The 14,759-nt window shown below is 38.3% G+C and carries 17 protein-coding genes; 16 read left to right on the top strand and 1 reads right to left on the bottom strand.

All coding sequences use genetic code 11. The features are described from left to right. Positions 1–62 precede the first annotated feature (62 nt). Both pfkA and ACYQ2D_RS09345 read left to right on the top strand, forming a co-directional pair. On the top strand, positions 63–1,061 hold the full coding sequence (gene pfkA, locus ACYQ2D_RS09350) for a 6-phosphofructokinase (protein ID WP_022303330.1): 999 nt from the start codon (positions 63–65) through the stop codon (positions 1,059–1,061). Between the two features lie 84 nt (positions 1,062–1,145). Next, entirely contained in the window at positions 1,146–1,955 is an 810-nt protein-coding gene (locus ACYQ2D_RS09345; protein ID WP_022303329.1) for a TrmH family RNA methyltransferase, read from the top strand. Between the two features lie 2 nt (positions 1,956–1,957). Here ACYQ2D_RS09345 and queF read toward each other — a convergent pair whose 3' ends face one another. Beyond that, positions 1,958–2,455, bottom strand: a complete 498-nt coding sequence (gene queF / locus ACYQ2D_RS09340; RefSeq protein WP_022303328.1) for a preQ(1) synthase — start codon at positions 2,453–2,455, stop codon at positions 1,958–1,960. A 259-nt stretch (positions 2,456–2,714) separates the two neighbouring features. On the opposite strand from queF, the gene ACYQ2D_RS09335 reads away from it, so the two are divergent. From ACYQ2D_RS09335 to ACYQ2D_RS09270, 14 genes are all read left to right on the top strand, one after another. After that, complete coding sequence (locus tag ACYQ2D_RS09335) at positions 2,715–3,497, top strand: cell wall hydrolase (protein WP_117457111.1); 783 nt, start codon at positions 2,715–2,717, stop codon at positions 3,495–3,497. A gap of 148 nt (positions 3,498–3,645) precedes the next feature. After that, a complete protein-coding gene (locus tag ACYQ2D_RS09330) occupies positions 3,646–4,095 on the top strand; it encodes an NfeD family protein (protein ID WP_243182737.1) in 450 nt (149 codons plus the stop codon). 1 nt (position 4,096) lies between these two features. Then, positions 4,097–5,035, top strand: coding sequence for an SPFH domain-containing protein (locus ACYQ2D_RS09325; RefSeq protein ID WP_022303325.1), 939 nt, complete (start codon positions 4,097–4,099; stop codon positions 5,033–5,035). Between the two features lie 278 nt (positions 5,036–5,313). Next, on the top strand, positions 5,314–6,510 hold the full coding sequence (locus ACYQ2D_RS09320; protein WP_118701198.1) for a patatin-like phospholipase family protein: 1,197 nt from the start codon (positions 5,314–5,316) through the stop codon (positions 6,508–6,510). Between the two features lie 36 nt (positions 6,511–6,546). Beyond that, positions 6,547–7,536 (top strand): ornithine carbamoyltransferase, encoded by a 990-nt coding sequence (argF, locus tag ACYQ2D_RS09315; RefSeq protein ID WP_022303870.1) that lies wholly within the window; start codon positions 6,547–6,549, stop codon positions 7,534–7,536. A 3-nt stretch (positions 7,537–7,539) separates the two neighbouring features. Then, entirely contained in the window at positions 7,540–8,313 is a 774-nt protein-coding gene (locus ACYQ2D_RS09310) for a biotin--[acetyl-CoA-carboxylase] ligase (RefSeq protein WP_372554652.1), read from the top strand. Between the two features lie 66 nt (positions 8,314–8,379). Then, positions 8,380–8,724, top strand: coding sequence for a DUF6145 family protein (locus ACYQ2D_RS09305; RefSeq protein ID WP_117457153.1), 345 nt, complete (start codon positions 8,380–8,382; stop codon positions 8,722–8,724). A gap of 78 nt (positions 8,725–8,802) precedes the next feature. Next, the gene (gene dusB / locus ACYQ2D_RS09300; RefSeq protein ID WP_444139728.1) at positions 8,803–9,768 is read left to right on the top strand and encodes a tRNA dihydrouridine synthase DusB; all 966 of its coding nucleotides are present in this window, start codon (positions 8,803–8,805) and stop codon (positions 9,766–9,768) included. A 104-nt stretch (positions 9,769–9,872) separates the two neighbouring features. Beyond that, positions 9,873–10,355: a transcription elongation factor GreA gene (gene greA, locus ACYQ2D_RS09295; RefSeq protein ID WP_022303866.1), complete on the top strand. Its 483-nt coding sequence runs from the start codon at positions 9,873–9,875 to the stop codon at positions 10,353–10,355. Positions 10,356–10,377: 22 nt separating this feature from the next. Then, a complete protein-coding gene (gene lysS / locus ACYQ2D_RS09290) occupies positions 10,378–12,330 on the top strand; it encodes a lysine--tRNA ligase (RefSeq protein ID WP_459785235.1) in 1,953 nt (650 codons plus the stop codon). 239 nt (positions 12,331–12,569) lie between these two features. Continuing rightward, on the top strand, positions 12,570–12,806 hold the full coding sequence (locus ACYQ2D_RS09285) for a DUF6462 family protein (RefSeq protein ID WP_008976884.1): 237 nt from the start codon (positions 12,570–12,572) through the stop codon (positions 12,804–12,806). Positions 12,807–12,839: 33 nt separating this feature from the next. After that, entirely contained in the window at positions 12,840–13,097 is a 258-nt protein-coding gene (locus tag ACYQ2D_RS09280) for a DUF6462 family protein (protein WP_118700171.1), read from the top strand. Then, positions 13,076–13,861 carry a ParA family protein gene (locus ACYQ2D_RS09275; protein ID WP_204454666.1) on the top strand — a complete coding sequence of 262 codons (786 nt, stop codon included), beginning with the start codon at positions 13,076–13,078 and terminating at the stop codon, positions 13,859–13,861. The genes ACYQ2D_RS09280 and ACYQ2D_RS09275 overlap by 22 nt, the downstream gene beginning before the upstream one ends. Further along, entirely contained in the window at positions 13,851–14,756 is a 906-nt protein-coding gene (locus ACYQ2D_RS09270; protein ID WP_204454665.1) for a ParB/RepB/Spo0J family partition protein, read from the top strand. Before ACYQ2D_RS09275 ends, ACYQ2D_RS09270 begins: the two co-directional genes overlap by 11 nt. The last annotated feature ends 3 nt before the right edge of the window (positions 14,757–14,759 follow it).

The following is a 14,759-nucleotide window of genomic DNA, read 5'->3' as shown; positions in this document are numbered from 1 at the left end:
AATTAAGTACGATTAGAGGTCAAAGAGGAAACGTATATATTAATACTTTATGGAGGAAGAAAATGACTGCAAAAAAAGAAATTAAGACAATCGGTGTTTTAACCAGCGGTGGAGATGCTCCAGGAATGAATGCTGCAATTCGTGCAGTAGTAAGAAGAGGATTAAGTAAAGGAATCAAGATGAAAGGTATCCTGAAAGGATACAATGGTTTATTAAATGAAGAAATCATTGATATGACTGCTGTTGATGTATCTGATACCATTCAGAAAGGTGGTACAATCCTTTATACAGCACGTTGTGCAGAATTTCGTACAGAAGAAGGACAGAAAAGAGGTGCGGAAATTTGCAAAAAACACGGCATTGACGGGCTTGTAGTCATTGGCGGTGACGGTTCTTTTGCAGGTGCACAGAAACTGGCAAACTTAGGAATCAACACCGTTGGTGTTCCTGGAACAATTGACCTGGATATTGCATGTACTGAGTACACAATTGGTTTTGATACAGCTGTTAATACAGCAATGGAAGCAATTGATAAAGTACGTGATACATCAACATCACATGAGCGTGTAAGTATTATCGAAGTAATGGGAAGAAATGCCGGATATATCGCATTATGGTGTGGCATTGCTAACGGTGCAGAAGATATTCTGCTTCCGGAAAAATATGATTATGATGAACAGAAGATTATCAACAACATTATTGAAAATCGTAAAAAAGGTAAAAAACATCATATCATCATCAATGCAGAAGGTATCGGCCATTCACAGGCTATGGCAAAACGTATTGAAGCTGCAACTGGTATTGAAACAAGAGCAACCATTCTTGGTCACATGCAGCGTGGTGGAAGCCCGACTTGTAAAGACCGTGTATATGCATCTACAATGGGCGCATTAGCAGTAGACGTTCTGCTTGAAGGAAAAACAAAACGAGTAATCGGTTATAAAAATGGTGAATATGTTGATTTTGATATCAATGAAGCTCTGGCAATGCAGAAATCCATTCCGGAATATCAGTATGAAATCAGCTATTCTCTGTCACATAACTACAGCAAAAATGACTAATTAATAAAAAGTATAAAATATAAAATGAGGCTGTTGCACTGATATACACAGCCTCGTTTTTAATTTAGTTATGGAGAAAATAAAATGATAACAAGTATGTCAAATGGACAGATGAAGCTGGTGCAGCAGTTGATAAAAAAAGCGAAAGCCCGTAAAGAATCTGGTCTTTTTGTCGTTGAAGGAATGAAAATGTTTCGGGAAGCACCACAGGAGAGAATTGAAAAAGTGTATGCTTCCTCTTCTTTTCTGAAAGAAGCAGAAAATCAGAGTGTAATTCTGGAAAAAGGCTGCACAGAAAAGAATGGAAAATTAGAAGAGGTAGATGACAAAGTATTTAAAAATCTGTCAGATACAGTGACTCCGCAGGGAATTTTGTGTTTGATTAAAAGGGTGGAAACTCCGATCAAAGAAATTTTAAAAACAAAAGATGAAAAAGCCCCATTTCTTATGATTCTGGAAGACTTGCAGGATCCCGGAAATATGGGAACAATTCTTAGAACAGCAGAAGGCGCAGGGGTAACAGGAATTATTTTGAGTAAAAATTGCGTGGATTTATATAATCCAAAAGTAATCCGTTCTACAATGGGTTCCATTTACCGGATGCCTGTGATGCAGGCAGATTTGCTTGAAATTCTTCCGGTTTTAAAAGAAAATAAAATACAGACTTATGCAGCACATTTAAAAGGAAAAAACTGGTACCATGAGGAAGACTATACAGAGGGAACTGCATTTTTCATTGGAAATGAGGGAAATGGTCTAAGCGATGAATTATCAGATTCAGCGGACTGTCTGATTAAAATTCCGATGGAAGGAAAAGTGGAATCCTTAAATGCGGCGATGGCAGCAGGAATCCTGATGTATGAGACTGCGAGGCAGAGAAGAACCGGTAGATAAGTCTACCGGTTATCAATTTTTTCTGGATATAAATCATGCTGTGTCAATCTCTGGAAAGCAACCTGTTCCCATAAAGTGCCGGCTTTTCCATAGTTGCAGTAAGGGTCAATGGAAATTCCTCCACGTGGAGTGAACTTTCCCCACACTTCAATGTATTTCGGGTCCATGAGCCGAATCAAATCTTTCATAATAATATTCATACAATCTTCGTGAAAATCCCCATGATTTCGGAAACTATATAAATACAATTTCAAAGATTTACTTTCTACCATACGTTCTCCCGGAACATAAGAAATGTAAATCGTAGCAAAATCCGGCTGACCGGTAATCGGGCATAAGCTGGTAAATTCCGGACAATTGAATTTTACAAAATAATCATTTTCCGGATGTTTGTTTGGGAAGGTTTCTAACACTTCTGGTGCATAATCATCTTTATAAACAGTTTTTTTGTTTCCGAGCAGGCTTAAAGTTCCAAGCTCGTCTTTTGTTCTTGTACTCATATCAACGACAATCTCCTTTATATAAAATGTATCAGTTACCTCAATTAGGAAATAATAAAAGTATATCAAAATGCAGTACCTCTTACAAGAGAACCTTAGAAAAATGTAAAAATTTACAAAATATTACAAAAAACACCGTATTGACATTGAAAAGTAATCTTGATACAATAACTTTGTAATAAAAATTAATAAATTTGTAACAAATTCAAGCAAAGTAATCATAAGGCTTGATAAAACGCAGAAATTTCAGGAGGTAATTATGAAAGAAAGAATGCGCCATATTTTATGTTGTATAGGAACGGTTGGTTTGATGATGACAATGGGGGCAGTGCCTGCCATGGCAGATACTTTAGATGATGCATCTTATAACTGGGACGATAAGGTGGCTGCGAATGTAGTTACATACGCTAATATTCGCGAAAGTGCAGATGCAGATAGTAGCTGCGTTGGACGGCTTCCATCGGGAGCGGTTGCAACCGTAGTCGGAACGGAAAATGGCTGGGTAGAGATTTGTTCCGGAGAAGTAGAGGGATATATTCGTGAGGATTTACTGTTATATCAGGACGATGCAAAGAATTTATACGAAGCACTGCATGGAACAGGCGATGTTGTTACGGCAGAGGCGGTAACACAGGAAGAGATTCAGGAAACAGAGGAAATTCAGGAAGAAATTCAGGAAACGGCAGCAGTAGAGACAGATGCTTCTGCTTCAAACCAAGATTTGGATTTGATGGCTGCAATTATTGAATGTGAAGCAGGTGGGGAATCTTATGAAGGAAAAATCGGAGTTGGAGCAGTTATTTTAAATCGAATCAGAAGCAGTGAATTTCCAAATACCCTTTCAGAAGTAATTTATCAGAGTGGGCAATTTGAGCCGGTCTGGACAGGAAAATTAGCAAGTGTACTTTCAAGAGGAGCAAATGCAGACTGCTATGCGGCAGCCCGTGATGTCTTTGCAGGAGCAAATACAATTGGTGAATGTCTCTTCTTCCATGCGGGTGGTGGAAGTGGACTTACTATTGGAAATCAGACATTTTATTAAACTTTGTTAAGAATTAATACAAAACTAATATACAAGTTGTTAGAATCAGTCTTTTACGATATAATATCCTAAAGGGCTGATTTTTTATTTCATAGAAAATTTTGTTCTATGAAATAGGCAAAATAAACAAGAAAGGAATGTGAGGAAGATGGCAATACTATCAGCAGGCATGATTTCTCTTGGTTGGCTGATACTGCTTGGGATTCTCCTAATCATTGAGATTATCACGCTGGGGCTTACGACTATATGGTTTGCAGGAGGAGCATTAATTGCATTTCTTGTGGCGATTTTAGGCGGTGCAGTCTGGCTTCAGGTTGTGGTATTTCTGGCAGTATCAATTTTGCTTTTGCTGTTTACCAGACCAATTGCAATGAAGTACATGAACAAAAATGTACAGAAAACCAATGTGGACAGTCTGAAAGGGGAAAAAGCAGTGGTCATTCAAACCATAGATAACTTAAAAGGAACAGGACAGGTTGTCATCCGTGGAATGGAATGGTCTGCAAAAGCAAGAGAAGATAAGATTATAAAAGAAGGAACTGTAGTAAAAGTCATTACTGTAGAAGGCGTAAAAGCCGTAGTTGAGGAGGAAAAATAATATGCCGATTATTTTATTAGCAGTCATTATTTTACTGGCACTTATGGTTGCAGCATCCTGTGTAAGAATTGTTCCGCAGGCGCATGCAATGATTATTGAACGACTGGGAATGTATAAAGAAACCTGGTCCACCGGTCTTCATTTTAAACTGCCATTTTTTGACCGGATTGCAAAGAGAGTGAATTTAAAAGAACAGGTAGTGGATTTTGCACCACAGCCGGTTATCACAAAGGATAATGTTACAATGCGGATTGATACGGTTGTGTTTTTCCAGATTACAGACCCGAGACTGTTTGCTTATGGAGTGGAAAATCCGATTATGGCGATTGAAAACCTGACGGCTACAACGCTTCGTAATATTATCGGTGATATGGAACTGGATGCAACGCTGACTTCAAGAGAAATTATTAATACCAAGATGAGAGCATCTCTTGATGTGGCAACCGACCCGTGGGGAATTAAAGTAAACCGTGTGGAATTAAAAAACATTATTCCGCCGTCTGCAATTCAGGAAGCAATGGAGAAACAGATGAAAGCGGAACGTGAACGTCGTGAAGCAATTCTGATTGCAGAAGGACAGAAAAAATCTACGATTCTGGTAGCAGAAGGTAAAAAAGCATCTGCAATATTGGATGCAGAAGCAGAAAAACAGGCTGCAATCTTACGTGCAGAAGCAGAAAAAGAAAAAATGATAAAAGAAGCAGAAGGTAAAGCAGAGGCAATTTTAAAAGTACAGCAGGCAACTGCCGATGGTATCCGCTTTATCAAAGAGGCAGGAGCAGATGAAAGTGTATTAACCTTAAAGAGTCTCGAAGCGTTTGGAAAAGCAGCAGACGGAAAGGCAACGAAGATTATTATTCCATCTGAGATTCAGGGCATTGCAGGACTTGCAGCTTCTTTAAAAGAAATTGTAACAGATGACAAAAAGCAGGAAAAATAAAATTCAACTTAAATAGTGTTTGAGTAAAATCAAAAATAGAAAGATTCAAGTGCGTGCAGGCGTACTTGAATCTTTTAGATTTATTTAACCAAATCAAGTAAGTTCCCTGCTTCAATTGCGAAAAGCAATAAGCAGGGGTGGGGACTTGCTTGTATCAGGAGGGGGCAAGCCCCTTCTGATAAACTGCGTAGCAGCTATTTGGTTATGAGCAAGTAGCGAAGCGGATTGCGAATATCCACTTGACATTTTCGACTAACAAAGGGCAGGTGATTTGTAATATGAAACCAGTAATCGATTTAGAGAAAGAATACGGTCTTGTATTAGAAGGTGGAGGCGCAAAGGGGGCATACCAGATTGGTGCGTGGAGAGCTTTAAAAGAAGCCGGTGTGAAGATAAAAGGTGTAGCCGGAACCAGTGTAGGTGCATTAAATGGTGCACTTATCTGTATGGATGACTATGAAAATGCAAAGAAAGTCTGGGAAAATATCACATATTCAAAAATCATGTCAGTTAAAGATGAACAAATGCAGAAACTGTTTCGCGAAAAGAAAGCGGATATAACGATGTTGAAGGATGCTTTTAATCTGATGAAAGAAGGCGGAATTGATGTGACTCCGCTTCGGGAATTAATTGCAGAATGTATTGACGAGGAAAAAATTTTAAACTCTCCGATTGACTTATATGTACTCACATTTGATGTGGATGAATGGAAAGAACTGGATATTGATATGAAAGAGTGTGAAGATCCATCGATGATAAAAGATTTTTTGCTTGCAAGTGCCTATATTTTTCCATTATTTAAAAATGAAAAATTACATGGAAAAACTTATATTGACGGAGGGGCAATTAATAATGTACCGCTTGGCTCCCTTGTGGAACGTGGTTATAAAGATATTATCATGATACGGATTTTTGGTGTAGGAAGAGAAAAGAAAGTAAAGGTACCGGAAGATACAAATATTTATACGGTAGCACCAAAAGTCAGCCTTGGAAGTATTATTGAATTTGACTCAAGAAAAACCAGAACACATTTAAAACTTGGATATTATGATACTCTGCGTATGATTTATGGATTGAAAGGAAAAATTTATTATATTGATGAATCGGAAGAAGAGTGTTATTATTTAAATCAGCTAGTAAAGCTTAATGCAGAGAATTATCGGCACATCATGACGGCATATAAACTGTCGCAGGCTGAAAGCCGGTATTGCCGAAATATGACAGAGGTTGTACTGCCGGTTATAGCAGAGGAACTGAAACTTTCAAAGGATTGGACCTATAAAGAACTCTATCTTGCGGTTCTTGAGGCAACTGCGAAATTATGCAGAATCAGTAAGTATAAAGTATATACGGTAGATGAACTGCGAGAAAAGATACAGGAAAAACTGCATGGGCTTTCAGGCCGTGAATTGCCTGCATTTGTATGGATTGTTGCAAAAGAAATTCCAGAAGAGATATCCAGCACAGATGAATAAAAAGGATGAGAAATAAAGAAATCGGAGGATAAGAACATGGATTTAAAAGGACGTAATTTTTTAACTTTAAAAGATTTCACAAAAGAGGAAATTGAATATTTTATTAATTTAGCAGCAGATTATAAAGAAAAGAAAAAACAGGGTGTTGCAGTCGATACCTTAAAAGGAAAAAACGTTGCTCTGATTTTTGAAAAAACAAGTACAAGAACACGTTGTTCTTTTGAAGTGGCAGCACATGACCTGGGAATGGGAACTACTTACCTGGATCCGAAAGGTTCCCAGATTGGAAAGAAAGAAAGCATTCGTGACACCGCAAGAGTACTTGGAAGAATTTATGATGGAATCGAATATCGTGGATTTGGTCAGGAAATCGTGGAAGAACTTGCAAAATATGCAGGCGTACCGGTATGGAATGGTCTCACAAATGAATATCATCCAACTCAGATGTTAGCAGACTTGTTAACAATTCGCGAACACCTTGGAAGAGTAGAAGGTGTGAAATTAGTATACATGGGTGATGCCCGTTATAACATGGGAAATTCTCTGATGATTCTGTGTGCAAAAATGGGCATGAACTTTGTTGCATGTGCACCGAAAAAATACTTCCCGAACGAGGCACTGGTAAAAGAATGTGAAGCATTTGCAAAAGAATCCGGTGCGACCATTACTCTGACAGAAGATGTAAAAGAAGGAACAAAAGGTGCGGATGTTATTTATACAGACGTATGGGTATCTATGGGAGAGCCGGACGAAGTATGGGAAGAGCGTATTAAAGAATTATCTCCATATAAAGTGACAAAAGAAGTAATGGAAAATGCAGGAAGTCAGGCAATTTTCCTTCACTGCCTGCCGGCATTCCATGATCTGGAAACAACGATCGGTAAAGAGATGGGAGAACGCTTTGGCATCAAAGATATGGAAGTAACAGATGAGGTATTTGAATCTGAACAGTCTGTTGTCTTTGATGAAGCAGAAAACCGTATGCATACAATTAAAGCAGTGATGGCAGCTACTTTAGGAGCATAAAAAATGGAATTAAAAGCAAAATGGATGGGGATTCCATGGAACTGGACAGAAGAAATGGATTCCACAAATGAATGGGCGAAGAGGGACGCAAAAAATGGCGCTCCCTCTGGCGCTGTTTATATAGCAGACAGCCAGACACAGGGAAAAGGCAGAATCGGAAGAAGATGGGAGACGCCAAAGGGAAGCAGTCTTGCACTGTCTCTTTTACTGCGCCCTGATTTTGAAGCAGAACATGCACCGATGCTGACTTTAGTTATGGGAATGGCAGCGTGCATGGCAATTGAGAAAATTACCGGTCTTACAGCCGAGATTAAATGGCCAAATGATGTGGTAATTAATAAGAAAAAGACAACCGGAATTTTGACAGAAATGGGAATGTCTGAGGGAAAAATTTCTTATGTGGTAGTTGGGATTGGAATCAACTTAAATATGGAATCCTTTCCGGAAGAGCTTGCGTATAAAGCAACGTCATTAAAGATAGAGTGCGGACACGAAATCAACAGAGATGAAATAGCGGCTGCGCTTTTATTTTATTTTGAACAGTATTATGAAAAATTTGAACAGACTCATAATCTTGGATTTTTAATAGAAGAATACAACAATCATCTGGTGAACCGCGGAAAAGAAGTTCTGATTAAAGAAAAAGATGGAGAATACACGGGAATCAGTCGTGGAATTAATGATAAAGGAGAACTTCTGGTTGAGAAAAAAGATGGAAACTGTGTGGAAATCTTTTCAGGAGAAGTTTCCGTCCGTGGTTTGTATGGATATGTGTAATGAATTGTAAGTTGGAAAATAAATTGGAATCAGGGAATGAGTCAGGAAAGGAAAGCAACAAAGAGTATGTATAAAGATAAAATTGTGCTGTGCGGGGCAAGTGCTTATGAACAGAAATATTATTTTAATGAAGATTTTAAGGCACTTCCACAATCCGTTCAGGATGAACTGCATATTATGTGTGTCATGTATACCACAGAAATCGGAGGTGTGCTGACTCTTGAATTTGATGAAGAGGGAGAGCTGCAGTTTCGTGTAGAAGCACTGGAAGCCGATGCCATGTTTGATGAAATCGGAAGTGCGCTTCGGATTAAACAGATCCGAAAAGAAAAACAGGAATTATTAGAAGCATTGGAACTTTACTATCGTGTATTCTTTCTTGGAGAAGATGTTTCTCTGGACGAGGAATAGTGAGTCCAATTTATTGGGGCAAGATAGAATGGTTTAAAGGGCAATGGCATATAATATTTTGAAAAACAGAGGTTAACAGTGAAGCTGAGTATTGGAAATGTAACACTTGAAAATAATTTAATACTCGCACCTATGGCAGGAGTAACAGACCTGCCATTTCGTTTGCTTTGCAAAGAACAGGGAGCGGGACTTTTATGCACAGAAATGGTAAGTGCAAAAGCCATTCATTTTAAAAATAAAAATACAGAAAGTCTGATGCGGATTTTACCCGAAGAGCGTCCGGTGTCGCTTCAGTTATTCGGCTCAGATGCGGATTTGATGGCAGAAATCGCAGCACAGATTGAAGAACGTCCATTTGATATTTTAGATATTAATATGGGATGTCCGGTGCCAAAAGTAGTAAACAATCAGGAAGGTTCAGCACTGATGAAAAATCCAAAATTGGTGGGTGAGATTGTAAGCAAGGTTTCAAAAGCAATCAAAAAGCCATTGACCGTTAAGATAAGAAAAGGATTTACAGAAAAAAGTGTCAATGCCGTAGAGATTGCAAAGATTGTGGAAGATGCAGGAGCTTCTGCAATTGCAGTTCATGGAAGAACCAGAGAACAGTATTATGCAGGAGTAGCAGACTGGGAAATTATCCGACAGGTAAAAGAGGCAGTTTCTATTCCGGTCATTGGAAATGGAGATGTCGATTCACCGGAACGTGCAAAGGCATTAGTTGAACAGACCGGATGCGATGGGATTATGATTGGACGGGCTTCAAGAGGAAATCCCTGGATTTTTTCAAGAATTCAGACCTATCTTGAAACCGGAGAGATACCGCCACAGCCGAGTGCAGAAGAAGTAAGAGAAATGATTTTAAGACATGCCAGACTTCAGATTGAATATAAAGGAGAATATACCGGTATGCGTGAAATGCGAAAACACGTTGCATGGTATACAGCTGGTATGCCTCATTCGGCGGCAGTAAGAAGAGAAGTCAATGAAGTAGAGACGTATGAGCAGTTAGAGCGGCTGGTTAAAGACAGATTGGAATCTTGACATTTTTACTCATTTCATTTATAATATTGGGACTGTTGAGAAGATTATGACAAAATTTTAAATTCATTATAAAATCAAAAATAACTGAGAAAGGATGTTTTATCATGGAAGCAAAGAAAAACATACTGACCTATGCAGGTCTTAAAAAACTGGAAGAAGAACTGCATGATTTAAAGGTAAATAAAAGAAAAGAAATCGCTGGAAAAATTAAAGAAGCCAGAGAGCAGGGTGACTTATCCGAGAACGCGGAATATGATGCAGCAAAAGATGAACAGCGTGATATTGAAGCACGTATCGAAGAAATCGAAAAAATCTTAAAAAATGCAGAAGTTGTAGTAGAAGATGAAGTTGACTTAGACACTATCAGCGTTGGATGTAAGGTAAAAGTTTATGATGTGGAATTTGATGAAGAAATCGAATTCAAAATCGTAGGTTCTACTGAAGCAAATAGCCTTGAAGGAAAAATTTCCAACGAAGCGCCGGTAGGAAAAGCATTAATCGGAGCAAAAAAAGGTGATACCGTACAAGTTGAAATGCCATCCGGAATTATCGAGTACAAAGTTCTGGAGATTGAAAGAAATATCTAAAGATTAAGGAGAGTGTGAAGAAGTGGCAGAACAGAATAAGAACGCACAGGAACAGGACCTGAACAAGCTGTTAAAGGTTCGTCGCGAAAAATTAGCAGAATTGCAGGAAAACGGGAAAGACCCGTTTCAGATTGTAAAATATGATGCAACTCATCATAGTCAGGAAATTAAAGATGCATTTGATGAATTAGAAGGAAAATCTGTATCCGTAGCAGGACGTATTATGTCCAAACGTGTTATGGGTAAAGCTTCTTTTTGCAATATTCAGGATTTAAAAGGAAATATCCAGTCTTATGTTGCAAGAGACAACATTGGTGAAGAATCTTATAAAGATTTTAAAAAGATGGATATCGGTGATATCGTTGGAATTAAAGGTGAAGTTTTCAAAACAAAAACCGGAGAAATTTCAATTCATGCCACTGCAGTCACACTGCTTTCCAAGAGTCTTCAGGTACTTCCGGAGAAATTCCACGGACTGACTAACACAGACCTGCGTTACCGTCAGAGATATGTGGATTTAATTATGAATCCGGAAGTAAAAGATACTTTTGTAAAACGTTCTAAAATCATCAGCACAATCCGCAGATACTTAGATGGACAGGGATTTATGGAAGTAGAAACACCTATGCTTGTAGCAAATGCCGGTGGTGCTGCTGCAAGACCATTTATCACACATTCTAATGCACTTGGAGAAGACTTCAAACTGCGTATTTCTCTTGAATTATACTTAAAGAGACTGATTGTAGGTGGTCTGGAACGAGTATATGAAATCGGACGTGTATTCCGTAACGAAGGTGTTGATACCCGCCATAATCCGGAATTTACACTGATGGAGTTATATCAGGCATATACAGATTACAACGGAATGATGGATTTAACAGAAAATCTGTATCGTTATGTTGCACAGGAAGTACTTGGAACAACAAAAATCGTATACAACGGCGTAGAAATGGATCTCGGAAAACCTTTCGAGAGAATTACCATGTTAGATGCTGTTAAGAAATATTCAGGTGTTGACTTTAATGAAATTCATACACTGGAAGAAGCAAGAGCAGCAGCAGACGCACATCATGTAGAATACGAAGAAAGACATAAAAAAGGTGATATCTTAAACCTGTTCTTTGAAGAATTTGTAGAAGAACATCTGATTCAGCCGACATTCGTTATGGATCATCCAATCGAAATCTCTCCGCTGACAAAGAAAAAACCAGAGAATCCAGATTATGTAGAACGTTTCGAGTTCTTCATGAATGGATGGGAAATGGCAAATGCTTACTCTGAATTAAACGACCCGATTGACCAGAGAGAACGTTTCAAAGCTCAGGAAGAACTGCTGGCACAGGGCGATGATGAAGCCAACACAACAGATGAAGACTTTATGAATGCGCTGGAAATCGGTATGCCTCCGACAGGTGGTATCGGATTTGGTATTGACCGTATGTGCATGATTCTGACAGACTCTGCAGCGATTCGTGACGTATTATTATTCCCAACAATGAAGAGCATGGGAGCTGCAAAGAATGAAGCAAACAACGCTGCACAGTCCGCTCCGGCTGAAAAAACAGTGGAAAAAGCGATTGCTGAAGTGAAAGAAACATACGATTTCTCCAACGTAGAAGTAGAACCATTATTCAAAGACATGGTTGATTTCGAGACATTCAGCAAGTCAGATTTCCGAGCTGTAAAGGTAAAAGAATGTGAGGCAGTTCCGAAATCTAAGAAGCTTCTGAAGTTCGTATTAAACGACGGAAGTGGTGAAGACCGCGTGATTTTAAGTGGTATTCACGATTATTATGAGCCGGAAGAACTGGTTGGAAAGACATTACTTGCAATCACAAACCTTCCACCACGTAAGATGATGGGAATTGATTCATGTGGTATGATTATCTCTGCTACACATCTTGTAGAGGGAAGAGAAGGACTCAATGTTCTGATTCTGGATGATAAGATTCCGGCAGGAGCGAAGTTGTACTAAGAAAGTAAGAAATCTTCACAATTTGACAACAAAAATTCTTTTTGACAACAATTTGACAACAAATTTGTATTCAAACATGAATCATCATGAAGAATGGTGATTAGTTGTCAGTAATACTACTCCAACAATATGAATTGTTGAGGGCACTTTTTGAAAGAAAAATCTTTCAGAGAGTGTCCTTTTTTTATTCATTAACAATGTTCGTTGTGGTCGAATAAAAGGTGAAAGGGGAAACAGATTTGAAAACAGAAAATATGTATTATAACCAGCAGAAGCGTTCAGAGGTAAAAGAAGAAGCACGCAGACTTAGAAGAAAATTTCTTCGTTATCAACAAGCTGAAATTGTATATAGTTTGTCACATAAAAAATTGATGGAACTAGCAAATGATGCAGGAGCGATTTACAGAATGGATGGAATTGTTTTGATAAACAGAGAAATCTTTGATGAGTATCTTGAGCAATTTCATGAAAAATAAGGGAACGTTAGTTTGAAGAAAAGGGGATTCGAGATGCATGGAAAAGTTTGGATGTTTTCTCATCTTATTGATGATGAAGATATAGAATTTATGCAACATGAATTTATAAGTTATAGACAAGCTATGGATTATTACAATCTTGGATATAAGCCAATTGTAAGATTATCTCATAAGGCAGGAGCAGTTTATAAGATTGGAAAAAAAGTTTTAATTAAACGAAGTACATTTGAAAAATATCTGCGAGAGAATATCAGAAGGGAGAAAGAAGAATGGGAAAAGTTATATCAGTAGCAAACCAGAAAGGCGGAGTCGCAAAAAGTACAACGACTTTAAATCTTGGAGTGGGATTGGCAAGACAGGGAAAGAAAGTATTGTTGATTGATGCGGATCCACAGGGAAGCCTAACTGCAAGTCTTGGATATGTAGAACCGGATGATATTGGAACTACTCTTGCAACTATTATGATGAATATTATCAATGACGAAGAAATTGGAGAAGAAGAAGGAATTTTACATCATAAGGAACAGATCGATCTCCTACCAGCCAATATTGAGTTATCTGCTTTAGAAGTAACCATGAGTAATGTAATGAGCAGAGAGCTGATCATGAAGGAATATATTGATACGATGCGATCACGATACGATTATATTTTAATTGATTGTATGCCGAGTTTAGGCATGATGACCATCAATGCTTTAGTAGCTTCTGATACGGTTCTGATACCTGTACAAGCTGCATATCTGCCGGTTAAAGGACTTCAGCAGTTGATCAGGACTATTTCTATGGTAAAGAAGAGATTGAACCGGAAACTGACGATCCAGGGGATTCTTTTAACAATGGTGGATTTTCGTACTAATTACGCCAAAGATATTGCTTCCAGAGTGAAAGAAACTTATGGTTCTAAGATTGCTATTTTTGAAAATGTCATTCCTTTGTCAGTCAAGGTAGCTGAAGCAAGTGCGGAAGGGAAAAGTATTTATTCCCATTGTCCTAATGGAAAAGTGTCTATGGCATATGAAAATTTAACGCAGGAGGTATTGGAAAATGAGAAATAGAAGCGGAGAAAAAATTAAATTGACAAGCATTGATGAATTACTAGGAGTAGTCAATGAAGAATCTGCAATGGAAATAGAAATTAACAGAATCCACGCGTTTAAAGACCATCCTTTTAAAGTATTGGATGATGAAAAGATGGCTGATCTGGTAGAGAGTGTAAAGGTCAACGGGGTATTGACACCAGTTTTGCTACGGTCTGATGGAGAAAATGGATATGAGATGATCTCAGGTCATCGAAGAATGCACGCGGCAGTTATAGCTGGCTTGGCAACAATTCCTGCAATTGTGAGAGAATTATCCGATGATGATGCGGTGATTGCTATGGTAGATGCCAATATCCAACGAGAAGAGTTACTCCCGAGTGAAAAAGCATTTGCTTATAGAATGAAATTGGAGGCAATGAAGAGACAGGGGGTAAGGGTAGATTTAACTTGTGATCAAAATGAACACAAGTTAGGCAAAAAATCGCGAGAGGTATTAGGTGAACAATTAGGAATAAGTAGCGCACAGATTCAACGCTACATTCGCCTTACAGAATTGATTCCAGAATTATTAGATATGGTAGATACAAAAAAATTAAATTTTACCATTGCCGTTGATATTTCCTATATTGATAAGGAAATGCAGAAATGGATTTATGAGTATATCCGGGATACAGGATTTATCAAACCAAAGCAGATTACAGCTTTGAGAAAACAGTTGGAAGAAGGACCTGTGAACCAGGGATTTATGATCTCGATTTTCAATAGCTGCATAGCAGTAAAAGCACCGGAACGAAAAGTGGTGTTATCAGGAAAGAAGCTCACAAAATATTTTCCGGAAGATTATTCGGAAACGGATATGGAAAAGGTGATTGAGGCATTGTTGGAACAATGGAAAAGAGAACAGAAATGAGGG

It is taken from the genome of Blautia stercoris (assembly GCF_054657695.1).
The sequence above is the reverse complement of the archived record's forward strand: the minus strand, read 5'-3'. Positions and strand labels throughout refer to the sequence as shown.

Coding starts and splice junctions, on each gene's coding strand:
- ACYQ2D_RS09345 (WP_022303329.1), top strand. CDS start 1,146: ATGATAACAAGTATGTCAAATGGACAGATGAAGCTGGTGCAGCAGTTG.
- ACYQ2D_RS09325 (WP_022303325.1), top strand. CDS start 4,097: ATGCCGATTATTTTATTAGCAGTCATTATTTTACTGGCACTTATGGTT.
- ACYQ2D_RS09320 (WP_118701198.1), top strand. CDS start 5,314: ATGAAACCAGTAATCGATTTAGAGAAAGAATACGGTCTTGTATTAGAA.
- ACYQ2D_RS09275 (WP_204454666.1), top strand. CDS start 13,076: ATGGGAAAAGTTATATCAGTAGCAAACCAGAAAGGCGGAGTCGCAAAA.
- pfkA (WP_022303330.1), top strand. CDS start 63: ATGACTGCAAAAAAAGAAATTAAGACAATCGGTGTTTTAACCAGCGGT.
- argF (WP_022303870.1), top strand. CDS start 6,547: ATGGATTTAAAAGGACGTAATTTTTTAACTTTAAAAGATTTCACAAAA.
- queF (WP_022303328.1), bottom strand. CDS start 2,455: ATGAGTACAAGAACAAAAGACGAGCTTGGAACTTTAAGCCTGCTCGGA.
- greA (WP_022303866.1), top strand. CDS start 9,873: ATGGAAGCAAAGAAAAACATACTGACCTATGCAGGTCTTAAAAAACTG.
- ACYQ2D_RS09270 (WP_204454665.1), top strand. CDS start 13,851: ATGAGAAATAGAAGCGGAGAAAAAATTAAATTGACAAGCATTGATGAA.
- ACYQ2D_RS09280 (WP_118700171.1), top strand. CDS start 12,840: ATGCATGGAAAAGTTTGGATGTTTTCTCATCTTATTGATGATGAAGAT.
- ACYQ2D_RS09310 (WP_372554652.1), top strand. CDS start 7,540: ATGGAATTAAAAGCAAAATGGATGGGGATTCCATGGAACTGGACAGAA.
- ACYQ2D_RS09305 (WP_117457153.1), top strand. CDS start 8,380: ATGTATAAAGATAAAATTGTGCTGTGCGGGGCAAGTGCTTATGAACAG.
- ACYQ2D_RS09330 (WP_243182737.1), top strand. CDS start 3,646: ATGGCAATACTATCAGCAGGCATGATTTCTCTTGGTTGGCTGATACTG.
- ACYQ2D_RS09335 (WP_117457111.1), top strand. CDS start 2,715: ATGAAAGAAAGAATGCGCCATATTTTATGTTGTATAGGAACGGTTGGT.